General features: G+C 64.2%; 21 protein-coding genes. 11 read left to right on the top strand and 10 right to left on the bottom strand.

The genetic code is table 11. The features are described 5' to 3' along the window. Positions 1–533: 533 nt before the first annotated feature. The 7 genes from ABXS05_RS27535 to ABXS05_RS27505 form a co-directional block, all read right to left on the bottom strand. Positions 534–2189, bottom strand: a complete 1656-nt coding sequence (locus ABXS05_RS27535) for a glycerol-3-phosphate dehydrogenase/oxidase (protein WP_367626070.1) — start codon at positions 2187–2189, stop codon at positions 534–536. Positions 2190–2229: 40 nt separating this feature from the next. After that, positions 2230–3753: an FGGY-family carbohydrate kinase gene (locus ABXS05_RS27530; protein WP_367626069.1), complete on the bottom strand. Its 1524-nt coding sequence runs from the start codon at positions 3751–3753 to the stop codon at positions 2230–2232. A gap of 69 nt (positions 3754–3822) precedes the next feature. Next, the gene (locus tag ABXS05_RS27525; protein ID WP_367626068.1) at positions 3823–4689 is read right to left on the bottom strand and encodes a DeoR/GlpR family DNA-binding transcription regulator; all 867 of its coding nucleotides are present in this window, start codon (positions 4687–4689) and stop codon (positions 3823–3825) included. Positions 4690–4828: 139 nt separating this feature from the next. Further along, the gene (locus tag ABXS05_RS27520; RefSeq protein WP_068281436.1) at positions 4829–5776 is read right to left on the bottom strand and encodes a D-ribose ABC transporter substrate-binding protein; all 948 of its coding nucleotides are present in this window, start codon (positions 5774–5776) and stop codon (positions 4829–4831) included. A gap of 106 nt (positions 5777–5882) precedes the next feature. Continuing rightward, complete coding sequence (locus ABXS05_RS27515) at positions 5883–6926, bottom strand: ABC transporter permease (protein ID WP_367626067.1); 1044 nt, start codon at positions 6924–6926, stop codon at positions 5883–5885. 129 nt (positions 6927–7055) lie between these two features. Beyond that, a complete protein-coding gene (locus tag ABXS05_RS27510; RefSeq protein WP_367626066.1) occupies positions 7056–8600 on the bottom strand; it encodes a sugar ABC transporter ATP-binding protein in 1545 nt (514 codons plus the stop codon). After that, entirely contained in the window at positions 8597–9253 is a 657-nt protein-coding gene (locus ABXS05_RS27505) for a DUF2291 family protein (RefSeq protein ID WP_149249581.1), read from the bottom strand. Before ABXS05_RS27505 ends, ABXS05_RS27510 begins: the two co-directional genes overlap by 4 nt. Positions 9254–9978: 725 nt before the next feature. Here ABXS05_RS27505 and ABXS05_RS27500 point away from each other — a divergent pair. The 11 genes from ABXS05_RS27500 to ABXS05_RS27450 all read left to right on the top strand — a co-directional run bounded on the left by ABXS05_RS27500 (position 9979) and on the right by ABXS05_RS27450 (position 21960). Further along, positions 9979–11580, top strand: coding sequence for an FGGY-family carbohydrate kinase (locus ABXS05_RS27500; RefSeq protein WP_367626065.1), 1602 nt, complete (start codon positions 9979–9981; stop codon positions 11578–11580). Further along, positions 11577–13115 carry a glycerol-3-phosphate dehydrogenase gene (locus ABXS05_RS27495; RefSeq protein ID WP_367626064.1) on the top strand — a complete coding sequence of 513 codons (1539 nt, stop codon included), beginning with the start codon at positions 11577–11579 and terminating at the stop codon, positions 13113–13115. The genes ABXS05_RS27500 and ABXS05_RS27495 overlap by 4 nt, the downstream gene beginning before the upstream one ends. Positions 13116–13122: 7 nt before the next feature. Next, positions 13123–14055 carry a sugar phosphate isomerase/epimerase family protein gene (locus ABXS05_RS27490; protein ID WP_367626063.1) on the top strand — a complete coding sequence of 311 codons (933 nt, stop codon included), beginning with the start codon at positions 13123–13125 and terminating at the stop codon, positions 14053–14055. Continuing rightward, positions 14048–15037 (top strand): sugar-binding transcriptional regulator, encoded by a 990-nt coding sequence (locus ABXS05_RS27485; RefSeq protein WP_367626062.1) that lies wholly within the window; start codon positions 14048–14050, stop codon positions 15035–15037. The genes ABXS05_RS27490 and ABXS05_RS27485 overlap by 8 nt, the downstream gene beginning before the upstream one ends. A gap of 64 nt (positions 15038–15101) precedes the next feature. After that, the gene (locus tag ABXS05_RS27480) at positions 15102–15869 is read left to right on the top strand and encodes a triose-phosphate isomerase (protein ID WP_367626061.1); all 768 of its coding nucleotides are present in this window, start codon (positions 15102–15104) and stop codon (positions 15867–15869) included. 45 nt (positions 15870–15914) lie between these two features. Continuing rightward, complete coding sequence (derI, locus tag ABXS05_RS27475; protein ID WP_149249587.1) at positions 15915–16352, top strand: D-erythrulose-4-phosphate isomerase; 438 nt, start codon at positions 15915–15917, stop codon at positions 16350–16352. Between the two features lie 324 nt (positions 16353–16676). After that, positions 16677–17711, top strand: a complete 1035-nt coding sequence (gene curA / locus ABXS05_RS27470; RefSeq protein ID WP_367626060.1) for an NADPH-dependent curcumin/dihydrocurcumin reductase — start codon at positions 16677–16679, stop codon at positions 17709–17711. Between the two features lie 179 nt (positions 17712–17890). Further along, a complete protein-coding gene (locus ABXS05_RS27465) occupies positions 17891–18901 on the top strand; it encodes an ABC transporter substrate-binding protein (protein WP_149249589.1) in 1011 nt (336 codons plus the stop codon). 44 nt (positions 18902–18945) lie between these two features. Then, on the top strand, positions 18946–19854 hold the full coding sequence (locus tag ABXS05_RS27460) for an ABC transporter ATP-binding protein (RefSeq protein WP_367626059.1): 909 nt from the start codon (positions 18946–18948) through the stop codon (positions 19852–19854). After that, complete coding sequence (locus ABXS05_RS27455) at positions 19851–20735, top strand: ABC transporter permease (RefSeq protein WP_367626058.1); 885 nt, start codon at positions 19851–19853, stop codon at positions 20733–20735. Before ABXS05_RS27460 ends, ABXS05_RS27455 begins: the two co-directional genes overlap by 4 nt. A 154-nt stretch (positions 20736–20889) precedes the next feature. After that, on the top strand, positions 20890–21960 hold the full coding sequence (locus ABXS05_RS27450; RefSeq protein ID WP_367626057.1) for an LLM class flavin-dependent oxidoreductase: 1071 nt from the start codon (positions 20890–20892) through the stop codon (positions 21958–21960). Between the two features lie 16 nt (positions 21961–21976). Here ABXS05_RS27450 and ABXS05_RS27445 read toward each other — a convergent pair whose 3' ends face one another. From ABXS05_RS27445 to ABXS05_RS27435, 3 genes are all read right to left on the bottom strand, one after another. Further along, entirely contained in the window at positions 21977–22762 is a 786-nt protein-coding gene (locus ABXS05_RS27445) for a putative hydro-lyase (protein WP_367626056.1), read from the bottom strand. Between the two features lie 222 nt (positions 22763–22984). Further along, entirely contained in the window at positions 22985–23791 is an 807-nt protein-coding gene (gene sctT, locus ABXS05_RS27440) for a type III secretion system export apparatus subunit SctT (RefSeq protein ID WP_311936350.1), read from the bottom strand. Continuing rightward, positions 23791–24063, bottom strand: coding sequence for an EscS/YscS/HrcS family type III secretion system export apparatus protein (locus ABXS05_RS27435; RefSeq protein ID WP_068281421.1), 273 nt, complete (start codon positions 24061–24063; stop codon positions 23791–23793). The genes sctT and ABXS05_RS27435 overlap by 1 nt, the downstream gene beginning before the upstream one ends. Between the last annotated feature and the right edge of the window lie 19 nt (positions 24064–24082).

Raw genomic sequence — 24082 nt, 5'->3', positions numbered from 1 at the left:
TTAGAATATGAGTCAAAATTTTCTTGTTTTGATGATACATTCAAGTGTGTGAGTTTTATACATTAAGTTGATATGAAAGAATTAATTCTCCTGGAATCGCCGACTATGAGCAATATGTGCATATTGAATTGATACAATTGACGGGTGTCTACGAATCGTTTGCCGAGAGTAGAAGTTTTTGTTGAGATCGGTATATCTCTAGCTATGTTCTGTTGCGAGAAGCAGGGCCTGCCACCGTCGCTACGGATCGATGCAAGTGTGGAAGGTCCGGTCTTGCCGATCCCTGAAGGCAGCCGCAACGGTTCCGGCCGCGCGGTGAGAGCGCGGTTGCCGGCGCCACCCTTGGATAGAGTGCGCTTCACCGTCCGGATCAGGTCGAGGGCAAAAGGGAGCTAAAGCGTTTTGCGATTTGGTTGAATCACCAAGAATCGCAAAGACGCGTCGAATCAGAGAGTTAGAGTAAAAAAGCGTTCACGCCTGAACGCGCTTTGCTCTAGGGAGGACGACCCCGGTAGTCCCTCGACGGAAGCGGGCTATTTTTCGAACCGACTGCGATGGCGCGCCGCGAGTATCTCCCGCGTTTTTGCCAGCTGTTCGTTGCGTTGCTCTTCGTTCCATCCAAGGGCCCGGGCCGCGATGTCGGCAATCGTCGCGAGGTCACGGCTGCTGAGGCGGCCGGTGATGGCCAGGGTACTGCGCCGCATCACGATGTCCTCGAGTGTCACGACCTTTTCATGGCGCGTCAGCCAGTCGATTTCGCCCCAGGAATAGTCGTCCGCATCGGCCAATCGGGCTGCCTGCGGTCCCTCATGGGTAAGGATGGCCCGCGCCGTCGTGCCATAACGCCCGAGCAACTCGGCGACGCGTTCGGCGGACGCACCGGTTGCCTTTGCCGTCTGATCGATCCAACGGGCATGGCTGGCCGGTTCGCCCGGATAGTCGCGTCCGCCGCCGATGGCGAGGTCCCGCGTGCCGCGCCTGCGCGCCTGGCCGAGGCGTCCCAGGACGAGATCGCAGACCTCCTCGGCAAAGCCGCGGAATGTCGTCCACTTGCCGCCGACCAGCGAGATGATCGGGTAGGGACGGTCCTTGGCGGGTTCCAGCACGGGAGCCGAATGATCGCGGCTGATCAGCCCGGCAGCCGTATTGCCGGAGGCGGGCAGGGGGCGGATGCCGGAATAGGCGTAGACGATCTGATCACGCGAAAAGGCCAGGCCGGGCAGGAGATCGCGCAGGCTCTTGAGGAAATAGTCGATCTCCTCGTCGTCGCAACGAACCGTGTCGGGATCGTCGGCGCGGATGTCGGTCGAGCCGACCAGGGCCCGGCCGAGATAGTCGTAGACCAGGCAGATGCGCCCGTCATTGGCCTCGAAATAGATCATCCGTCCCTTGAGTGCCGCGAGCAGATCGGGATGGTCGAGCAGGATATGCGAGCCCTTGGTGCCGCCGATCAGCTTGGTGGGCGAACCGAGGGCCTGGTTGACGTGATCGATCCAGGGACCGGCCGCATTGACGACGATTCGCGGGCGAACGGCCCGCTCCGTGCCGTCTGGTCCGCGCAGGCCTATGACGCCGTTCTCGGCCGACACCAGGCTCGTATAATTCAGGGCTTCGGAGCCCGGGCTGGCCGCTATGCCGTCCTGCAGCAGTTCCAGCACCAGCCGTTCCGGACAGGTGACCTTGGCGTCGTAATAGGTGCCCGCGGCGACGATCTTCGGCGTCATCGGTGCGATTTCGGTGAGCGCGCGGCCCCGGGACCACAGGGCATGTTTGGGCATGACGCGATGGCGGGCGCCATAGAAATCATAGAGCGCCAAGCCGATCTTGATGAGCACGGCGCCACGGTTGCGCGGCGCCGTGGTCGAACCGAACAAGGTGCGCAACGCCGCCGGGATGCCCTGCAGCCAGGAGAAGATCGGGATCACGGTGGACAGGGGCTCGACCAGATGCGGCGCATTGCGCAGCAGGAGGTTGCGCTCCAGCGTCGACTGGGCGACGAGGCGCAATTCCCCCGTTTCCAGATATTTGATGCCGCCATGGATCAGCCGGGACGGAGCGGCGCTGGTGCCGGAGCCGAAATCAGCCTTGTCGGCGATCAGGCAGGTCAGGCCCTGCTCGCAGAGATCGCGAAACAGGCCCGCGCCGTTGATGCCGGCGCCGAGGATGAGAACGTCAATGTCTTTGGTCATGTCAAATACCGAAAGGTCGTGCGGCGCGAGATCCGCCGCGCTAGGCCGCTTGCGAGGCGAGGGCTTCGATGCGCGGCCACAGGGGCGCAAGTTGCGTGGCGATGTCGCAATGCAGCGCGTAGCGCTCCTGCAACTGCTGGCTGCGCGTGGGATCCGGCTGGTAATGCCGGGCGAGCGCTGCGAGATCGCGCGGATCTTGCGTTGGCGACGCATAGAGGCCGGCACCGGCGCCGGCACACAGGGCGGCGCCCCAGGCGGCTGCCTCCTCCGTTTCGTTCACGGTGACGGGCAGGCCGAGCGCATTGGCGAAGATCTGGGCGTAGAGGGGATTTCTCGAAATGCCGCCCGTCAGGCTGATGGCCCGGGGGGAAAAGCCTTCGCGCAGGGCATCGACATGCACACGATGGTTGAAGGCGATGCCTTCGATCACGGCACGCAGCATGTCGCCGCGATCATGCCAGCCGCGCAGGCCGAGAAAGCCGGCGCTGGCGGTCGCGCCATGCGGTGAACCGTAGAGATAGGGGTGAAAGAGCACCGTGGAAGGCCGGGCAAGCGCGGCCTCGATTTCGGCCCCGATGGCGGTATGGATGGAGCCGTTCGTCTCATCGGCGCTGCGCCGTTCGATCGCGCAGAGCGTATCCAGGAACCAGTCGTAATTGGCGGCGGAGGCCGGCGATATGCTCATATGGTTCCATTCGCCCGGCTTGATGCCGTTGCGGCAGAACCAGCGTGCATCGGTCTTCGGCGTGCTGGCGATCGTCTCGTTGATCGAATAGGTCCCCGCGACGATCGCGACGGTGCCCTCGCGATGGCCGCCGATGCCGAGGGCGGAGGCGACGACGTCGTGCACGCCGGCCACCACCGGGGTGCCGGCCCTCAGGCCGGTCGCCGCGGCTGCGGCCTGCGAAACCGTGCCGATGATCTCGTCCGGCCGGGTAACCGCAGGCAGGGCACCGGCAAGGCCATCGAGGCCGAAGATCGAAAGGATGTCCGGCTCAAAGACCTGGCTTTGCACGGATGTGAATGAGGTGCTGGCCTCGGTGAGATCCGTGCCGAGCGTTCCGGTCAGGCAAAAGCGCAGCCAGTCCTTGCAGGCCAGGACATGGGCGATCCTGGCGAAGCGCTCGGGCTCGTGGCGTTTGATCCAGGCCAGCAGCGCCGAGGGAGCCGAGGCATGCGCGACCTGGCCGGTGCGGGCGAGGGCGGTGGCGGCGGTGCCGTCCCTATCCCACTCGGCCACGACCGAGGCAGCGCGGCTGTCGAGCGAGAGGATACCGTTGCCGAGTGGTCGGCGCTCCGCGTCGAGAAGATAGAGGCCGTCACCATGGGCGGTCGCGGCAACCGCCGCGACATCGCTCGCGGGACGCCCGGCTTTTTCGAGCGCTTCGGCAATGGCCTCGGCCGTCGCCTGCCAGAGGCCCACCATGTCGCGTTCGACATGGTGGGGATGGGGGATGATCTGGGGAATGCGCCGGCGGGCAACCGCGAGCAGCGTGCCTTTTTCATCGAAGACGGCTGCCTTGGTCACCGTCAGCCCATTATCGATTCCGATGAGGGTCGGCATTGGCAGGCACTCCGTCGCGAAGGGTTGTTGCAGATGATGCGAGACCGCCGGACGAAATGCCGGATATCGTCACGCAGGATGGGATGAGCGCAGCTTGAGCGGCGCGATCACGATGTTGATGCCGCGCGATCGCAGCAATTCGACCTGGAGCGGGGCCATGCCATCGTCGATGATGATGGCATCGAACTCGCTGAGATTGCCCATCGCATGCAGGGCACGACGCTGGAACTTGGTGTGATCGGCAAGCAGGATCCGCTTGGCCGCACTGTCGAACATGGCCCGCTTGGTCTCGACCATCTCGGCGGACTGGTGGAACACCATGTCATCGGTGATGGCGGACATCGACAGGAAGACACAGTCGGCGCGAAGACGGCGGATCTCGGCAGTGGTGGCAGGGCCCATGAAGGCGTTGCACCAATTGTAGTAGCGCCCGCCGAGGCCGAGCAGGGTGACATCGTTCATTTCCTTCAACTCGTTCATCAGCGGGATCGAGTTGGTGATCGCCGTCAGTGGCACGCGGGCCGCGATATGAGGCGCCATCTGCAGCACTGTGGTCGAATCGTCGAAAAAGACGGCCTGCCCGGCTTCCAGGAACTGGGACGCCACCTGGGCGATGGCACGCTTTTCCACGGCCTGGCGCATGGAACGGTAGACATCGCTCGACTCGACCAGGCTGGTGGGCGTCGCCGACACGATGCCCCGAGACTTGCGCAGCAGGCCGCGATTGATCAACTCGTCGAGATCGCGATGCACGGTCATCAGGCTGATGGCGAAACGTTCCGCCAGTTCCTCGATGCGCATGGTGCCCTCGGCCATTACCGCCTGCATGATGAGCTGGCGGCGGGCCAACTGTCGGGCATGGCGGCTGTCGCTCGGCACCTGATCGGCGATGATCTGTTCCAGCGTTTCGTCCTGCGTGGCTCTCGTCGATGTCATGTCGGTCTGTTTCCGGATTGTGCCGGGGCAGAATATCCCGAAGCGCGGGAATATGCCTGCCTGCAGCAATCACCGCTGTGGAAGGACGCGACACGCCCTGCGAGAGCCGGGATGGCCAACAGCCATCCCGGCTTCGTCATTACTTGGCGAGCGTAAAGGCCGAGACATACTTGTCGACATTGTCCTTGGTGATCAGGACGCAGTCGAAGAGCTGCTTTTCGGTCGCCGCGCCGGTCTTGCCGGTCTTGATGAAGGTATCGGCCTGGACCACCGCTTCCTTGGAGAAGACGGCAACCGGCTGCAGGACGGTGTATTGCAGTTCGCCAGCCTTGATGGCGGCGACCGCATCGGGCGAGCCGTCGAAGCCGCCGACCTTGACCTGCTTGAGCTTGCCGGCTTCCTTCAGCGCCGCGACGGCACCGAGGGCCATCTCGTCATTGCCGGAGATCACGCCGATGATGTCGGGATGGGCCTGCAGCATCGACTGCATCTTCTGGTAGCCCTGGGCGCGATCCCAGTTGGCGACTTCCTGGGCCGACTTGGTCAGGTCGGGATATTGCGTCAGCACGGTTTCATAGCCGTTGGAGCGGGTGGCGGCGTTGTTGTCGGCGGGGTTGCCGAACAGCTCGACATATTTGCCCGACTTGGCGACCGAATTCACCCACTGTTCTGCGCCGACAGCGGCGCCCTGCGCATTGTTCGAGACCAGCTGGGCCTTGGCCAGACCCTCCTTGTTGATCTCGGCATTGACGAGGAACACCGGAATGCCGGCATCGACGGCCTTCTTGACCGCACCGACCGATCCGTCGGCGTTGGCCGGATCGAGGATGATGGCGGCGGACTTGTTGGTGATGGCAGTGTCGATCAGCGTGCTCTCGGTGTTGGTGTCGCCCTTATGGGCGGCGACCGAGGCGGTGTAACCGAGCTGCTCGGCGGTCTTCTTGGCGACCTCGCCCTCGGTGAACCAGTAAGGATTGGCCGGATCGGTGACGATGATCGAGATCAGGCCCGCCGCCGAGGCCGAGCCGATCAGCAACGGGGTCACGGCGACGGCCGCAACCAGTAAACGCATGCCTTTTTTGAACATTGGGCATCTCCCTTGATTGGTGAAGTTGTCTGCCGTCGCAAGACGGCAACGATCCCACTGCAGATCTGTTGTTGTTGCCGAAATGGGAAAGTTTCTGCGCGGACTCCTAGCCTTGCCGGCCGCGGGCCTTGTACTGGATCGAGTTGAGCAGGACGGCGAGCACGATCACCGTGCCGGTGAAGACGGTCTGCCAGTAGGAGGATACGCCGATGATCACCAGGCCGTCCGACAGGAAGCCGATGACGAAGGCACCCAGCATCGTGCCCTGGACCGTGCCGCGCCCGCCGGTGAGGGCGGCGCCGCCGATCACCACGGCGGCGATGGCCGTGAGTTCATAGGTTGTGCCCGCCGTGGGGCCGGCCGAAGTCAGCTGCGAGGACAGCACCAGCCCGGCGATCGCCGACAGGATGCCGGAGACGGTATAGACGGTGATCTGCACGCGCTTGACCGGCACGCCCGACAATTCGGCGGCGCGGGCATTGCCGCCCGAGGCATAAAGCCAGCGGCCGAAAGCGGAGCGGCCGAGCACCAGGGCCGTGACGATGGCGAGCGCCGCCAGGATCAGCACCGAGATCGGCACGCCGAACAGGCGGTTGAAGCCCAGCCACTCGAAGCCGGTATTGCCGAGATCGGCATGGCCGGAGAGATTGTTGTAGGTGAGGCCGTTGGTCATCAGCAGCGCCACGCCGCGGGCGACATACATCACGCCCAGCGTGGCCACGAAGGCGGGCACCCGGAACCAGGCGATGAGCACGCCGTTCAGCGCGCCGACCAGCCCGCCGACCACCAGGGTCAGCACCACGATGGCCCAGACCGGCGGGTAGAGGATGACGCCGGCGACTTGCAGGGTCACGCCGCCCATCAGGAAGCCGGCGACGCAGCCGGACAGGGCCAGCACGGAGCCTACCGAAAGATCGATGCCGCCATTGAGGATCACCAGCAGCATGCCGAGCGCCAGGATGCCGTAGATGGCGACGTGCGAGGCCATCGTCAGGAAATTGCCGAGCGTGAAATAGTTGGGCGACAGGAATGAAAAGACCGCGACGATGAGGATCAGCGCGAAGAAGGCGCGTCCTTCGAGCAGCAACCGGCCGATGCCGGGGCTCGATTTCTGCCCCTTGGCGCTCGTACTTGCAGCGGTTTGCGACATGGGCAGGCCTCCTAAAAGCCTAGAGCGTTTTGCGATCTGCCGACACCGGCAGGGGTCGCAAGGTCGTGTCGAAACAAAGAGTTAGAGCAAAGGCGCGGTTTCATTCGAAGGCGCCTTGCTCCGGGGGGATCAGTGGACGACGGCTTCGCCCGAGGCGGCCATGATCTCGTCCTTGCTTGCGGTTGCGCCGAATTCGGCGGCGATGCGGCCCTTGCGCATGACGATGATGCGATGCGCGACGGAGAGGCATTCGCCGACTTCGGAAGTGGAATAGACGACGGCAAGACCCCGGCGCGCGCCCTCGGCGAGAAGCCGGAACACTTCAGCCTTGGCGCCGATGTCGATGCCGCGGCTCGGCTCGTCGAGCAGGATCACCTTGGGATTGGTGGCCAGCATCTTGCCGATCACCACCTTTTGCTGGTTGCCGCCGGACAGCGAGCCGATGGGTGCTCCGCCACCCGCCGTCTTGACCGTGACCTTGCGGATGGTGTCGTCGATCAGCTGCTGCTCGATCCTCAGCGAGGTAAACAGGCCGCGCGTGAAGTCGGCAATCGAAGCCAGGGACAGGTTCTGGCCCACGCTCATGGTCTGGACCAGGCCATCGCGCTGCCGGTCTTCGGGAACCAAAGCAAGGCCCGCCTGGATGCGCCGGGCGATGGTCAGGCCCGAGACCTCGTCATCCTCCAGCAGGATCTGGCCGGACGAGGCCTTGAGGCGCCCGGCCAGGGTTTCCAGCAATTCGGTCCGGCCGGCGCCCATCAGGCCGTAGATGCAGACGATCTCGCCGGCCTTGACGTCCAGCGACAGCTTGTCGACCACGTTGTAGCCGCCACCGGCCGGATCCGGCACCGTGAGTTCGCGCACCGAAAGCGCGGTGGCGCCGAACGCGTAGCCCACCGGCGGGGAGCCGAGATCGTAGTTCTCGCCCACCATGTTGCGCACGATCCATTTGAGGTCGATCTCGGCACGCGGGGCATAGGCCGTCATGGTGCCGTCGCGCAGGACGACGGCGTGATTGGTGATCTCGAGCGCTTCCTCGAGGTGGTGCGAGATGTAGACGATCGATACGCCCCGGCTGGTGAGGTCGCCGATGACCTTGAAGAGCACCGCCACTTCCGTTGCCGACAGGGCCGAGGTCGGCTCGTCCATGATCAGGATGCGGCTCCGGACCGAGAGGGCGCGTGCGATCTCGACGATCTGCTGCTGGCCGAGCCGCAATTCGCCGACCGGGGTCAGGGGATCGATGTCCTCTTCGAGTTCGGCCATCAGGGCGCGCGTCTCTTCTTCCTCCTTGGCGAAGTCGACGCCGGTGAGGCCCATGATCTCGCGCCCCATGAAGATATTGTCCCGCACCGACAAATTGGGTGCGAGGGAGAGTTCCTGGTGGATGATCGAGATACCCCGGTCGCGGGCATCCGACGCCGAGGAAAACACTACGGGCTGGCCATCGAGGAGGATCTCGCCCGATGTCGGCGTCACGATGCCCGACAGGACCTTCATGAGCGTCGATTTGCCGGCGCCATTCTCGCCGAACAAAGTCGTGACCTGGCCGCGATGAATGTCGAAGTTCACGCCTTTCAGGGCGTGGACATTGCCATAGGACTTGGCCACGTTGCGGGCGGCCAGCACGACCTCGGGTGCCTGCGCGTCGGAAGGAGAGGGGGCCTGGCTCATTTCACCGTCACCGCCACGGGTGTGATCAGCCAGTTTTCCGGGTTCACCAGCCGGAAGGCACCGACGATCTCCAGGGTCTTGCCGGTGAGGTTGGCGGTGTCGATGCCGGTGAGTACCTGTTTCTTCATCTCGCGATTGATGGCCGAGCCGGCGTTCTGATACTCGATCTGGTTCTTGAACTGGCCGAAGGCGATATCGCCCGGCGCGTCGCGAAGATCGGTTCCGTTGATGGCAGGGCCGGTCTGGACGCGCACGCCGATGGAGGCCGGCAGCCCATCCACCGTGAGCTTGTAGATGCCCGCCTTCTGCTCGCCGGCGACGCCGGTGAGGCGGACGGGAATGATGGAACCGGTGGAGGCTGCGGTTCCGTATTTCGTGGCGGCTGCCGCCTTGTCGGCGAGAATCTCGGGTGCGAGGGTCTTGGCCTCGACGGCGCGCTGCTCGATGGCCGCCTTGACCTGCGGGAAATGCTCGGCGCCGTAGCTGTCGGGCGAAAAGGCCGCCTGGCGCACATCGTCCTTGGAGCCGATCTGCACGATGCGGGTGTCGAAGGCGATGCCCGCGGCGACGAGAACGGCAAGCGCGGGCACGATCAGCCGACGCCAGCCAGCGGCGGCCGGTGCCCTCGCGGATGCACCATGACTATTGCTCATGACGAAGCCCACCATTTTCGCTGCATGCGACCAGGAAACGGAGATGAGGGAGTGCCCGGCCGAGGCTCGCGCCGGTCTGTGCCGCAAGCGCGGACCCGGTGCGCCGAATGCGCAGCATGGCTCCTCCCATTCTGCCGCTGATGCGACCCGCTCTCACGGGCCGGAACGGCTCTCTCGCTGATCATTGAGATATGTTATATCTGTGTTTTATAAAACGTCAACAGAGTTATAAACATGGACTCGTTGGGCCGGTGAGAAAGTTTCCTGGAAAGAGCAGTCTCTCGGTGCGTTTCCCTCGATGACGCGGGGGTGATCTCTGGCGTGGCAGTGCGATCCGCTGCGTGGCCGTCAGCCCGAAGAGTTGGCGTGTAAAATATCGGAAAATATGATTTTTATATATTAATCAATAAGTTAAATCAGTTTAATCAACTCAGGAAATTGAGAAGTCTCGCGATTTTCGGCTTCGTTTTGGCTGTGGTGTCCGGAGGGTGGTTCCGGCTTTCGGATGCACCTTCGTCTTTTAGAGGCAGGCGCAATCGAATGAAATAATATGTTATCTCAGCAATAAATTACGTGACGTATGATATCTTTGTGATATATGAAACACAGTGATCGAAGATCGATGCGCACGGCGGAAATCGTCGGCGACGTGGGAGGCCTAGCCCTGCCTGGGAGATGGTTCATGCGCGGAAGTGTCGACCCGTCAGTTCGCAAAGGATGTTGCGATGCCCGCTGATCTGCTGATCGGGGTGGATGCCGGGACCTCGGTGATCAAGGCTGTCGCCTTCGATTTCGGCGGCCGACAGGTCGGGGCCTCGTCCGTACCCAATCGCTACCAACGTGGGCCTGACGGTTCGGCCACCCAGTCACTGGAGGTGACCTGGGCCGACTGTGTCACGGCGCTGCGAGGGCTGGCCGAGAAGGTTGAGAATCTGGCGGCTCGAACGGCAGCGCTCGCAGTCACGGCCCAGGGCGACGGCACCTGGCTGGTGGGAGCGGACAATGTGCCGACGGCCGATGCCTGGCTATGGCTGGACGCACGGGCTGCGCCCACAGTGCAGGGCCTGGCGGCCTCGCCGCTGAACCGGGCACGCTTCGAGGCCACGGGCACGGGCCTCAATACCTGCCAGCAGGGGTCGCAAATGGCCCATATGGACCGTCACGACGCGTCCTTGCTCGACAGGGCCGAGGTGGCGCTGCACTGCAAGGACTGGCTCTATCTGAACCTGACGGGCGTGCGCGCCACGGACCCGTCGGAAGCCAGCTTCACCTTCGGCAATTTCCGTACCCGCCGCTATGACGATGGGGTGGTGGAGGCCCTCGGCCTGACGCATCGGCGCAAATTGCTGCCGGAGATCATCGACGGCAGCCAGATCACGCATGCCCTCACGGCGCGCGCGGCCGAGCAGACGGGATTGCTGGCGGGCACGCCGGTGAGCCTGGGCTATGTCGACATGGTCATGGCCGCGCTGGGGGCGGGTGTCTATGGTGGTTCGGGCGATGCGGCCTGCTCGACCATCGGCTCGACCGGCGTCCACATGCGGGCCAAGAAGGCGGCGGACGTTCATCTCAATGCTGAAGGCACCGGCTATGTCATCGCCCTGCCGGTGCCCGGTGTCGTCACCCAGGTCCAGACCAACATGGCGGCCACGCTCAACATCGACTGGGTGTTGACGATCGCGACCGACATCCTTGCCCAGATGGGCCAGAAGGTCACGCATCAGGACCTGGTGAAGCGCATCGATGGCTGGCTGGCCGACAGCCGCCCGGGATCGCTGATCTACCATCCCTATATTTCCGATGCCGGGGAACGCGGTCCCTTCGTCGATGCCGATGCCCGTGCCGGCTTCATCGGCCTCTCCGCCGGGCATCGCTATGCCGATCTGGTGCGTGCCGTCGTCGAGGGGCTCGGCCTGGCCATGCGCGATTGCTACGCCGCCATGGGTGACCTGCCGGCCGAGCTGCGCCTGGCTGGCGGTGCGGTGCGCTCGCGTGCTTTGCGCGGCGTGCTGTCCGCTGCGATCAACGCGCCGCTGCGGGTTTCCTCGCGCGAGGAGGCCGGCGCCGCCGGCGCGGCCATGATGGCGGCGGTTGCCGTTGGCGCCTTCAAGGACATGGATGCTTGCGTCGCCCAGTGGGTGACGCCTCTCCTGGGTGCACCCGAACCGCCCGATCCGGCCCTGGCGAGCCTTTACGACCAACTGTTCCCCGCCTTCAGGGCCTCGCGCCTCGAATTGATCCCGGCCTGGAAAGCGCTTGCGGCCGTCCGGCACGATGCCGGCGGGGCGGGCGCGGCGCCCGCCGCGGGAAGGAGCCTTGCAGTATGAGTGAGATGATCGACCTTCTGGTGATCGGCGGTGGCATCAACGGTGCCGGCATCGCCCGCGATGCGGCAGGCCGCGGCCTGTCCGTCACGCTGGTGGAAAAGGACGATTTGGCCCAGGGCACCTCCTCACGCTCGGGCAAGCTGGTGCATGGCGGTCTGCGCTATCTGGAATATTACGAGTTCCGCCTGGTTCGCGAAGCGCTGATCGAGCGCGAAGTCCTGTTGAACTCGGCCTGCCACATCATCTGGCCGATGCGGTTCGTGCTGCCGCACAGCCCGCAGGACAGGCCTGCCTGGCTGGTACGCCTCGGCCTCTTCCTCTACGACCATCTCGGCGGCCGCAAGAAGCTTCCCGGCACGCGCGTGCTGGATCTGCGGCGCGACCCTGTCGGCGCGCCGATCCTCGACCAATACACCAAGGGTTTCGAATATTCGGACTGCTGGGTGGATGATGCGCGTCTCGTCGCGCTCAACGCGCTCGGCGCCGCGGAAAAGGGCGCCACGATCCTCACTCGCACGGCGGCGATTTCAGCGCGGCGGGAGGAGGGGGGCTGGACCGTCACCACCCGCGATACGGTGACAGGCGAAACCCGCACGCACCGGGCCCGATGCATCGCCAATGCGGCAGGACCCTGGGTCTCCGACGTCATCGCACAGGCTGGCTCCAACTCCACGCGCAATGTGCGCCTGGTCAAGGGCAGCCACATCATCGTGCCGAAATTCTGGGAGGGGCAGCAGGCCTATCTGGTGCAGAACCACGACAAGCGCGTGATCTTCATCAATCCCTATGAAGGGGACATGGCGCTGATCGGCACCACCGATATCGCCTATCAGGGGCCTGCCGAGGATGTCGCTGCCGACGAGAAGGAAATCGACTACCTGATCACGGCGGTGAACCGCTACTTCAAGCAGAAGCTGCGGCGGCAGGACGTGCTGCACGCTTTCTCGGGGGTCCGGCCGCTCTTCGACGACGGCAAGGGCAATCCGTCCGCCGTCACGCGCGATTACGTCTTCGATCTCGACGAGACCGGCGGGGTGCCGCTGCTCAACGTCTTCGGCGGCAAGATCACCACCTTTCGCGAACTCTCCGAGCGTGCGCTGCACCGGCTCGGCAAATTCTTTCCCAAAATGGGCGGCGACTGGACGCGTGAAGCCAAGTTGCCTGGCGGCGAGATCGAGAATGCCGACTATGTCAGCTTCGTCGAGAGCCTGCGCACGGCCTATCCCTGGATGCCCAACCGGCTGCTCCAGCACTATGGTCGTGCCTATGGCGCGCGCACGCCTCAGGTCGTCGGCCCGGCGCGCAGTGTCGCCGATCTCGGCCGCCATTTCGGCGGCAGCCTCTTCGAGGCCGAGGCGCGCTATCTCGCCGGCCATGAATGGGCCCGCAGCGCCGAGGACGTCCTGGTGCGCCGGACCAAGCATTATCTCCATCTGAGCGAACCTGAAAAGGCGGCCTTCACCGCCTGGTTCGAGCAGGAGATGCCGACCGCAGCCGAGGCTACGCCGACCCGTTTTTCCAACGCTTCTGCCTGAGGGTCCGATGCCTCTGACGCTGTCCCTCAATACCAATCCGCTCGTGAACCGCTTCGCCGATCCCGACGATCTGATCGACACGGTGGCTGGTGATCTCAGGCTGCGCGACCTGCAGCTCACCCATGAATTCATCAACCCGAGCTGGCCGGCGCCCACCATACGGCGCCTGGTCCGCCAGATGAGCGGCGCCCTGGCCCGCACTGGTGTGCGTGTGACCAGCGGCATGACCGGGCCCTATGGCCGGCTCAATCATTTTGGACATCCCGATCCGGATGTGCGGCGCTATTATGTCGACTGGTTCAAGACCTTCGCCGACATCATCGGCGATCTCGGCGGCACGTCGGTCGGCACGCAATTCGCCATCTTCACTTTTGCCGATTACGACGATGCCATCAGGCGTGAGGAGCTGATCCGGATCGCCATCGACTGCTGGGCCGAGGTCGCCGAGCACGCCAAGACCGCCGGCCTGACCTCCGTCTTCTGGGAGCCGATGAGCATCGGCCGCGAATTCGGCGAAACCATCGAGGCCTGCCTGTCGCTGCAGCGGCGGCTGACGGCCGCCGACATGGCCGTGCCGATGTGGATGATGGCCGATATCGATCATGGCGACGTCACCTCGTCCAACCCCGACGACTACGACCCCTATGCCTGGGCGCGGGCCGTACCGAAGGTGTCCCCGATCATCCACATCAAGCAGAGCCTGATGGACAAGGGAGGGCATCGGCCCTTCACGGCCGAGTTCAATGCCAGGGGCCGGATCCAGCCCGAACCGTTGCTGACCGCCCTGGCCGAGGGTGGTGCCGACGACAACGAGATCTGCCTGGAGCTGAGCTTCAAGGAACGCGAGCCCAACGATCGCCAGGTCATTCCCCAGATTGCCGAGAGCATCGCCTTCTGGGCGCCCTTCATCGGGACAGGCGCGGAGGATCTTCATGTCTGACGCAAAGGGAACGGGGCGGGGAGGCGGGACCGGACGCGCCGTCACCGAGAACGAGCTGGAGGAATCCCTCGCCTGCCGCGCCGCCTGGCTGCATTATGTTGGCGGCCTCACCCAGGCGGCGGTGGCCAAGCGGCTCGGCCTGCCCTCGGTGAAGACCCATCGCCTCATTGCGCGGGCGGTGGCGAGCGGGGTGGTCAAGGTTTCCATCGACGGCGACATCGTCGAATGCGTCGAGCTGGAAGCGGAACTCTGCCGGCGCTTCCATCTCGATCATTGCGAAGTCGCGCCCGATCTCGGCGAGGAGGGCATCCCGCTGCGCGCGCTCGGCCAGGCCGGGGCGGGGTTCCTGCGGCGCGAGATCGAGCGCGGCGACCATCGCACCATCGGCCTCAGCCATGGGCGGACCCTGACATCGGCCGTCGCGCATATGTCCCGCATCGCGGCCGGCCAAATGCGTTTCGTCTCGCTGCTCGGCGTGCTTACCCGCAATTATGCCGTCAACCCGCATGACGTCATGCACTCCATCGCGGAGAAGACCGGAGCGCAGGCCTATGTGATGCCGGTGCCGTTCTTCGCCAACTCCGCTGAGGATAAGGCGGTCCTGCTCGCCCAGCGCGGCATCAGCGAGGTGCTCGCCATGGCCAATGGCGCGGAGCTGAAGGTGGTGGGCATCGGCTCGGTCGATGCCGACGCCCAGCTCGTTTCGTCCGGCATGATGCACCCGCAGGAGATCCGGGACATCAAGGCCGAGGGCGGCGTGGGCGAAATGCTCGGCTATTTCTTCGACGCACAGGGGCGGGTGCTCGAAAACCCGCTGACCGCGCGGACCCTGGGCGTGGCCCTGAACGGACGGGCCGATGACCACATCGTCGGCATTGCGGGCGGGGCGCACAAGCTCGAGGCGATCCGGGCCGTACTGCTCAGCGGTCGCCTGCGAGGACTGATCACCGACGAGGCCACGGCACGGGCGCTGCTCGGCTAGGTCTGTCTGAAACGTACCGATTTGCAAGTCGGCCGGTCGTGGTCGGCACGGAGATACTTGGAAAATGACACGTCACTGGGTCGGCACCAGCTGGAAGATGAACAAGACCCTGGAAGAGGGTCTGGCTTTCGCGAAAGTCTTGGCTCAGGCACTGGCTTCGGTCGACGATCGCCTGCAGCCCTTCGTCATCCCGCCCTTCACCCTGGTGCGCGAGGTCAAAAAGGCGCTGGCCGGGACGCGCGTGAAGGTCGGTGCGCAGAACATGCATTGGGCCGATGCGGGAGCCTGGACCGGCGAAATTTCGCCGCCGATGCTGCGGGATTGCGGCCTCGACCTGGTCGAGCTCGGCCATAGCGAGCGGCGGGAGCATTTCGGCGAGACGGATCGTACCGTCGGCCTGAAGACGGCGGCAGCCATCAAGCACGGCCTGATACCGCTGGTCTGCGTCGGCGAGACCCTGGTTGAGCGCGAGAGCGGTAGGGCCGAAGAGGTGCTTGCAACCCAGGTCGAGGGCGCGCTCGCGCAGCTTGGCGACGGCAAGCCTGCTGCCGAGATCATCTTCGCCTATGAACCGGTCTGGGCCATCGGCGAAAACGGCATTCCAGCCAGCGCCGACTATGCCGATCGCCAGCAGGCCTTGATCAAGCAGGTGGCGGCGAACCGGCTCGGGACATCTCCTGCGGTTCTCTATGGCGGCAGTGTCAATCCGGCCAATGCCGCCGACCTCATCGGCCAGCCCCATATCGACGGGCTCTTCATCGGGCGCTCCGCCTGGCAGGCCGAAGGCTATCTCGACATCCTCGAACGCACGGCCCGGGCCCTGTCGGCATAGCCCCTAGTGCAACCGATCTCACTTATACAAGGAAGGAAGACCGTCATGAAAATCGCACTTGGAGCCGACAGCGCGGGCAAGCCCCTGCTCGACGTCATCGCTGCGCATCTGGCCAATCGCCCGGACCTGGAGGTCACAGATCTCAGCCAGTCGGGCTATTACGCAGACCTCGCCGCAAAGGTCGGGCAGGACGTCGTCGATCACAAGCATGATCGCGCCATCCTGTTCTGCGGCACCGGCATCGGCGTGTGCATCTCCGCCAACAAGGTGCCAGGCATCCGGGCGGCTCTCACCCATGACACCTATTCGGCGGAACGCGCAGCCAAGTCGAACAACGCCCAGATCATCACCATGGGTGCGCGCGTCGTCGGTCCGGAACTCGCCAAGGCCATCGTCGATACCTGGCTGTCGTCGAATTTCGATCCTGAGGGCCCTTCGGCCGGGAACGTGCAGGCTATCGACCAGCTCGACGCCCGAAAGTGATCGACGATCTGCGGTGAGAGACGGAAGCCTCCTGGGCTTCCGTCTGAAATGCATCAAAAAGGATGGGAAGCAGGCAGCCGAAGGAGAGATGATGCGCGGGACACAAGGGCCGTCTCCCGCTGGTCGTCATCCTGGCGTCGGCTCGCGGCTTGGGTGATCCGTCATCCGGGCCGGTGCTCCATCGCACGAAAATATGAGCGGGACCGGCGATGACATTTCCGCAAGCGCGCTTAAATGCAACTGGCGTCCTGTTGCCGGCGCCTGACATTCGGTAGCCGGAAAACGGGCGTTCTTGAAACACACAGAACGGAGGCCGGCTCGAGCATGACGACGTCAACCCTCATCAATCGGCGAATAGTGCTTGCCTCCCGGCCCGTCGGCGCGCCTTCCCCGAACGATTTCAGGTTCGAAAATGTGCCGGTCAGCGAGCCTGCGGACGGGCAGCTCCTCCTGCAGATCCTCTATCTCTCGCTCGATCCCTATATGCGCGGCCGCATGAGCGCCGCCAAATCCTATGCCAAGCCCGTGGCGATCGGGGATGTCATGGAGGGAGGTACCGTCGCCCGCGTGATACGTTCGCGCCATCCCGATTACCGGGAGGGCGATATCGTGCTCTCCCATTCCGGCTGGCAGAGCTTCGCGCTGTCCGATGGCGTGGGGTTGCGCAAGCTCGACCCCAAGGCGGCGCCGTTGAGTACGGCGCTCGGGGTGCTCGGCATGCCCGGCTTCACGGCGTACGCCGGGTTGCTGACCATCGGCCAGCCCAAGCCCGGCGAGACCGTCGTCGTTGCTGCGGCATCTGGTGCTGTCGGCTCGGTCGTCGGCCAGATTGCCCGGATCAAGGGCGCCCGGGCCGTCGGGATTGCGGGTGGTGCCGACAAATGCGCCTTCGTGCGCGATGAACTCGGCTTCGACGCCGTGGTCGATCACCATGCTCCCGATTTCGCCGCCCAGCTCGCCGCTGCCTGCCCCAAGGGGATCGACATCTATTTCGAGAATGTCGGCGGCCGCGTATGGGATGCGGTGTTTCCGCTGCTCAACGATTTTGCCCGTATCCCCGTCTGCGGCTTGATCGCGCAATACAATGCCGGCCCGGATGCCTTTCCTGGTCCCGATCGCTTGCCCTCGATGATGCGGGATGTCCTGAGCAAGAGCCTTCTCATCCGCGGTTTCATCCAGCGCGAATTCGCCGACCAGCGCGCCGCCTTCTATCGCGAGGCGGCGGAATGGATCGCCTCGGGGCGCCTCCGCTACAAGGAGGATTTCGTGGACGGTCTCGACAGGGCGCCGCAAGCCTTCATCGGCCTGCTCGATGGCCGCAATTTCGGCAAGCTCGTGGTGCGTGTCGCTCCCGAATAGCAGCGCCTTTTCCGGGTGCGCGGACGTCTCGTCCGCCTCTTCCCGCCAACCGGACGCAACGTTTCCAAGAGCGGACGAGACGTCCGTGCGCCCCGAAAAGGCTCGCTCGTAGGATAAAATTGACTAATTCAATAGACTTTCTATATTTGGAGGAATTTCCAGCGACGAACGGGTGTTTCATGAGGCGTCATATGCGGGCGATGATCGGGCTGCTGGCCGGTGCGGGATTGCTGTTTGCCTCGGCGGCAGAGGCAGAAGAGGGCAAACTGCGCATCGCCCAGCAATTCGGCGTCGTCTATCTTACGCTCAATGTCGCGCAGGCGCAGAAACTGTTCGAAAAGCACGGCAAGGCCGCAGGCGTCGACATCGATGTCGAATTCGTCAAGCTCTCGGGCGGGGCAGCGGTGAACGATGCGCTGCTGTCGGGCAGCATCGACATTGCGGGGGCAGGGGTCGGACCGCTCTTCACCTTGTGGGATCGCACCCATGGCAAGCAGAACGTCAAGGGCGTCGCTTCGCTCGGCAATTTTCCCTATTACCTCGTTACCAACAACGCCAATGTGAAGACGATCGCCGACTTCACCGACAAGGACCGCATTGCGCTGCCGGCCGTCGGCGTCTCGGTGCAGTCGCGCATCCTGCAATGGGCCTCGGCCAAGCAATGGGGCGATGCCGATTATGACAGGCTGGACAAGATCTCGGTCGCGCTGCCGCATCCGGAAGCCGCGGCGGCGGTGATCAAGGGTGGCACAGAGATCACCGCCCATTTCGGCAACCCGCCCTTCCAGGAACAGGAACTCGCCGACAATCCCAAGGCGCATGTCGTGCTGAAATCCTATGACGTGCAGGGCGGTCCGGCCTCCTCGACGGTGCTCTACGCCACGGAGAAATTCGTCAAGGAAAGTCCCAAGACCTACAGGGCCTTCCTCGACGGTCTCGACGAGGCCGCCAGGTTCATCCGCGACAATCCCGAGGCGGCGGCCGATATCTACCTGGAGGTAGCCGGCGCCAAGACCGATCGCAACCTGCTCCTCAAGATCATCAAGAACCCGGAAGTCAGCTTCAAGATCGCTCCCGACAACACGCTGGGGCTCGGCCAGTTCCTGCACCGCGTCGGCGCCATCAAGAACGAGCCGAAGAGCCTGTCGGACTATTTCTTCGACGAGCCTCGCATTTCCGGCGGCAGCTGAATGCTTCGTTCCAAGAATGTTGAGATGGGTGATCGGTAGACCGCATGACGGACAGCCTCCTGCAGGGTTTTTCCAAGCCAGTCTTCTCCAAGCCGCGTGACGTTTCGCGTGCGCTGCAGCCAGCTGTCGAGAACGCCTTGCCAGCCCCTTTGCTGCAGGCACGTTCGGTGACTTTGGAATATGCGACCCGCCATCAGGTCGTCCGGGCCACGCATAGGGTGGATCTCGACGTCTACGAGGGCGATCGTTTCGTCCTGCTCGGGCCGTCGGGCTGCGGCAAGTCCACACTGTTGAAGGCAGCGGCGGGGTTCATCAGGCCGGTCGAAGGGGAGTTCGTGCTCAGGGGGCGGCCGATACGCGCGCCGGGCCCCGACCGTATCGTGGTTTTCCAGGAATTCGATCAGCTGCCGCCGTGGAAGACGGTGCTGCAGAATGTGGTCTTCCCGCTCGTCGCCTCCGGACGCCTGCCGCGCCACCAGGCGCGGGAGCGAGCCCTGCATTACCTCGACAAGGTCGGGCTTGCCAGCTTCGCGGACGTCTTCCCGCACCAGCTCTCGGGGGGCATGAAGCAGCGGGTGGCAATCGCCAGGGCGCTCGCCATGCAGCCGGAAATCCTGCTGATGGATGAGCCTTTCGCGGCGCTCGATGCCCTGACGCGGCGCAAGATGCAGGAGGAACTGCTGCGCCTGTGGGACGAGGTGCGCTTCACCCTGCTGTTCGTCACCCATTCCATCGAGGAAGCGCTTGTCGTCGGCAACCGCGTGGCGCTGCTCTCGCCACGTCCGGGCCGGGTGCGCGCGGAGATCAACAGCCATGAATGGGACCTGACGAGCAGTGGCGGGACGGCCTTCCAGGCCGCGAGCCAGCATATCCATCGCCTGCTGTTCGAGGAGGAGGCGAAGGAGCCGGAAGGCGCGGTCGAAGCGAGGATTGGCATGGGAGGACGGGGATGAGCATGGTCTCGAACGGATCGCTCGTTCCACCTGTCCGCCCGGAATTCGAGCGCGACCTCCCGCCCTTCGTCGAAGTGGCGCTCGAACGCCGGCTGCCGCTGGCGACTCGCCTCTGGCAACAGGGCTGGCTGCGCAAGAGCCTGATACTCATGGCCCTCGCGCTGCTGTGGGAAGTTCTTGCCCGCTATCAGGACAATGACCTCTTGCTGCCGACCTTCATGGCGACCGCGCGGGCCTTCATAGCCGACATGGCCAGCGGCGAGCTGCCCGAGCGGGTGAGGCTGTCGCTCCTCGTGCTCGTTCAGGGATATGTCGCCGGCATCGTCCTCGCCTTCGCGCTGACCACGCTCGCGGTTGCAACCCAAGTGGGCCGGGATTTGCTCTCGACCCTGACGGCCATGTTCAACCCGCTGCCCGCCATCGCCCTGCTTCCGCTGGCGCTGCTCTGGTTCGGGCTCGGCGCCGGCAGCCTGGTGTTCGTGCTGATCCATTCGGTGTTGTGGCCGCTTTCCCTCAACATCTTCGCCGGTTTCCAGGCCGTGCCCGAGACCCTGCGCATGACGGGCCGCAATTATGGCCTGCGGGGCGTGCGCTACGTCTTTCAGATCCTGGTGCCCGCCGCCTTGCCCGCCATCCTTTCCGGGTTGAAAATCGGCTGGGCCTTTGCGTGGCGCACGCTGATCGCGGCGGAACTGGTGTTCGGTGCCTCGTCCGGCAAGGGCGGGCTCGGCTGGTTCATCTTTCAAAACCGCAACGAGCTCTACACCGACCGTGTTTTCGCCGGTCTCGCTCTCGTGATCCTGATCGGCCTCGTCATGGAGAATGTGGTGTTCGCGACATTGGAGAGGATCACCATCCGTCGCTGGGGGCAGGTGCGCTGACCTTGCCCACCTCTCACAGTCACGTCTTCGACTGGCGGTCGCCCTCGAGGACATCAGGAATGCTTACGGAAAGACCGACCATGTCGAGTAGCGAAGCACGCCAAGCCGGCGATCACCACCGCTCCGCAGCCACGGGCAATGGCGGGCCGACGCCATGAGCGGGACGGGCGAATATCTGTGGTACATCCCCAATGACGTCAGGGCCGGCCATCGCGGCGACGCGGCCGCCGCGGATCACAACAGCCTGGAGACGCTGACCAGCCATGCCCGGGCTCTGGAGGGCCATGGCTGGAAGGGCGCACTGATCGGCACCGGCTGGGGCCGGCCCGATACCTTCACTCTTGCCACTGCCCTTACCGTACGGACCACCACTTTCGAGCCGCTGATCGCCATCCGGCCCGGCTATTGGCAGCCGGCCCAGTTCGCCTCCGCCGCCGCCACGCTCGATCAGCTCAGCGGCGGCCGCGTGCGCGTGAACGTCGTGTCGGGCCTGGACAATCTGGCGGCCTATGGCGATGCCGAGGGGGAGCAGGCACATCGCTATGCCCGCACCCGGGAATTCATGCGCCTGGTGCGCAGGCTCTGGACCGAGGAGAACGTCACCTTTGAAGGCGAGCACTTCCGGGTTACTGGCTCCACCGCGGCGCCGCGCCTTTCCCCGCGTGGCGAACGTCGGCATCCCCGTCTCTATTTCGGGGGCGCTTCGGAGGCGGCGGAACGAGTCTCCGCAACCGAGGCCGATGTCCAGCTGTTTTGGGGGGAGCCGCGCGGTGGCGTCCAGGAGCGCATCGAACGCCTCAAGGCTTTGAGCAAGGCGCTGGACCGCGATCTTCCACCCCTGGAGTTCGGCCTGCGGATCACGACGCTTGTCCGTGACACCAGGGAGCAGGCCTGGGCCGATGCCGAGGCGAAGGTTGCCGAGATGGCCAGGACCAACGGCGCCGGCTGGCACGACCACCGCCAGGCCGTCGCCGAGGGGCAGCGCCGATTGCTCGATCTTGCCTCGCGCGGCGACGTGCTCGACGACAATCTCTATACCGCCCCCGGCAAGTTCGGCGGAGGCGGTGCCGGCACGACCTGGCTGGTCGGCTCGGCCGCCGATGTCGCCAATTCACTGCGCAAATATCGCGATCTCGGCATCACGCATTTCGTGCTTTCCGATACGCCCTATCTGTCCGAGATCAAGCGCCAGGGCGAACGATTGCTGCCACTGCTGCGCGATTGATGCCGATGCCGAACGGCTAAAACAGCCTGATCTGGCCGACATCGGCATCGGCGTCGAGATCGGTTATCAGCATGTGCCCTGGCGTATTGGTGATGAACATCTCCGGCGTCGAGCATTTCAGCACGCTTTGCGCCGTCAGGCCGGAAGCCCAGAAGACGGGAATCTCGTCGGGACGGACATCGACGGCATCGCCCCAGTCGGGGCTGTCGACGTCGTCGATGCCGATCTCCGTGGGATCGCCGACATGGACCGGCGAGCCATGGGCGTGCGGAAAACGTGCCGTCATGGCGCGAGCCCTGTCGACGAGATCCTTTCGGATCGGCCGCATCGAGACGACCATGTAGCCGCCGAACATGCCCACGCCCTGGGTACGGATTGAGGAGCGATAGAGCGGCACGTTCTGGCTCATGGCGACATGGCGCACCTCGATCCGGTTCCGTCGGAGCATATGCTCGAAGCTGAATGTGCCGCCGAGTGCGAAGGCGACCAGATCGTCACGCCACAGGCTGATGATGTCGGTCCTGCTCCAGGTCTGTGGCCCGGCATGGAAGACATCATATTGCGGCAGGTCGGTACGCACGTCGATTTCGCCGAGAGTAGGCAGGCTGGGATCTCCGGCCCGATTGACGCCGACCAGGGGCAGCGATTTGGGGTTGCGCATGCAATATTCCAGGAAGTCGTCGGCAAGGCTGTTCGGCAGGATGATGACGTCTGCCTGCAGCTTGCCATCCGCCAGGCCGGCGGTGTGGCCGCGATAATGGCCGAGCCTGATCGCTTCGCGCAGACTGGTCGCGCCGACCATGCGGAATTCTTCGTACCTCGTCGCGATGTGTGGACGTCCCATTGATTTCTGTGGCCCCCAGCTTGCTGCGAGAGTAGAGAAATCTCGAACAAGCAATTAGAATTATTATATTTTTTGGTTCTTTCGATGGCTGGAACGGCTCTTTGTTGTTCGGCTGCCGGCCCGAGCGCTCGCACAGGTTCCTTATGACCGGGCAGTTTGTTTTGGCTTTTGCGACCATCGCTACCTCGCTCCACCGACAAGTGCTTTGAGGTCGTTTACGCCCTGGTCCAGGAAGGCGAGATCGCTGGTCATGTAATGGATGAGGAAGGCGGCATAGAGCACCGAGACGAGGCTGAAGACGAGGGTCTTCACCACCAGCGACAGGGCGAAAATATTGAGGTGCGGCGAGGCGCGGGCGAGAAAGGCGAGCACGACGTCCGAAAGCAGCAGGCTGACGATCAGAGGCGCCACCAGTGTCAGCGCCATGCCGAGAATGCGCGTCAGCAAGGTCAGCAGGATGGCGCCAGCATCCCGGCTGAAGATCGGCGAGAGACTGTCGATCGCCCAGAGCGCATAGCTGTCGTACAGCGCGCTCAAGGTATGATGAAGGCCACCGGCGGCCAGATAGATGCCCACCATGACGATCATCAGCAGCGTGCCCGTGGCGCTCGTCTCATGCGTCATCATCGGATCGATCAGCGTGCCCATGGTCGAGCCGCGCTGCAGGTCGACGATGTTGCCGGCGGCCTCCGCTGCCCAGAACGGGATGCCGAGCACGAAGCCGAGCAGGGCGCCGATCACCACTTCCTTGAGCATCAGCATGAGCATCATGGGCGCGTCGACATGGCCGCGCCCGGCAATGTCGACGGTCATCGGGATGACCGGCAGCGCCAGCGCCAGCGCCACGCCGGTGCGCAGGATCCCGGCCAGCCGGGTACGGGAGAACAGCGGCATCAGCGCGACCAGGCCGACGATGCGCGCCGTGGCCAGGGCACTGGCCAGGACCAGGGTTTCCAGCCCCTTGAGGGATGCAAACAGGTTTTCCATCACTGGCGCGTCACGACGGGAAACTCGTCCATGACCTTGGACGCCTCGTTGGCGATCTGGTAGCCGAGGAGCGGGCCGACCAGCAGGATGACGACGAGAACCACGACCAGCTTGACGGTCTGCGGCAGGCTCTGGTCCTGGATCTGAGTCAGCGCCTGCGCAAAGCCGATGAGCAGGCCGACGACCAGCGCCGCCACGATGGCAGGCCCGGAGAGGATCAGCACCATCCATAGGGCACTCTGGACCTTGGCAAGAATGAAATCATTGGCCATCGGGCGGTCCTTGCGGTGC

The organism is Labrys neptuniae (assembly GCF_040797145.1).
GTDB classification, from domain to species: Bacteria; Pseudomonadota; Alphaproteobacteria; order Rhizobiales; family Labraceae; genus Labrys; species Labrys neptuniae.
This window is presented reverse-complemented; position numbering and strand designations above follow the sequence as displayed.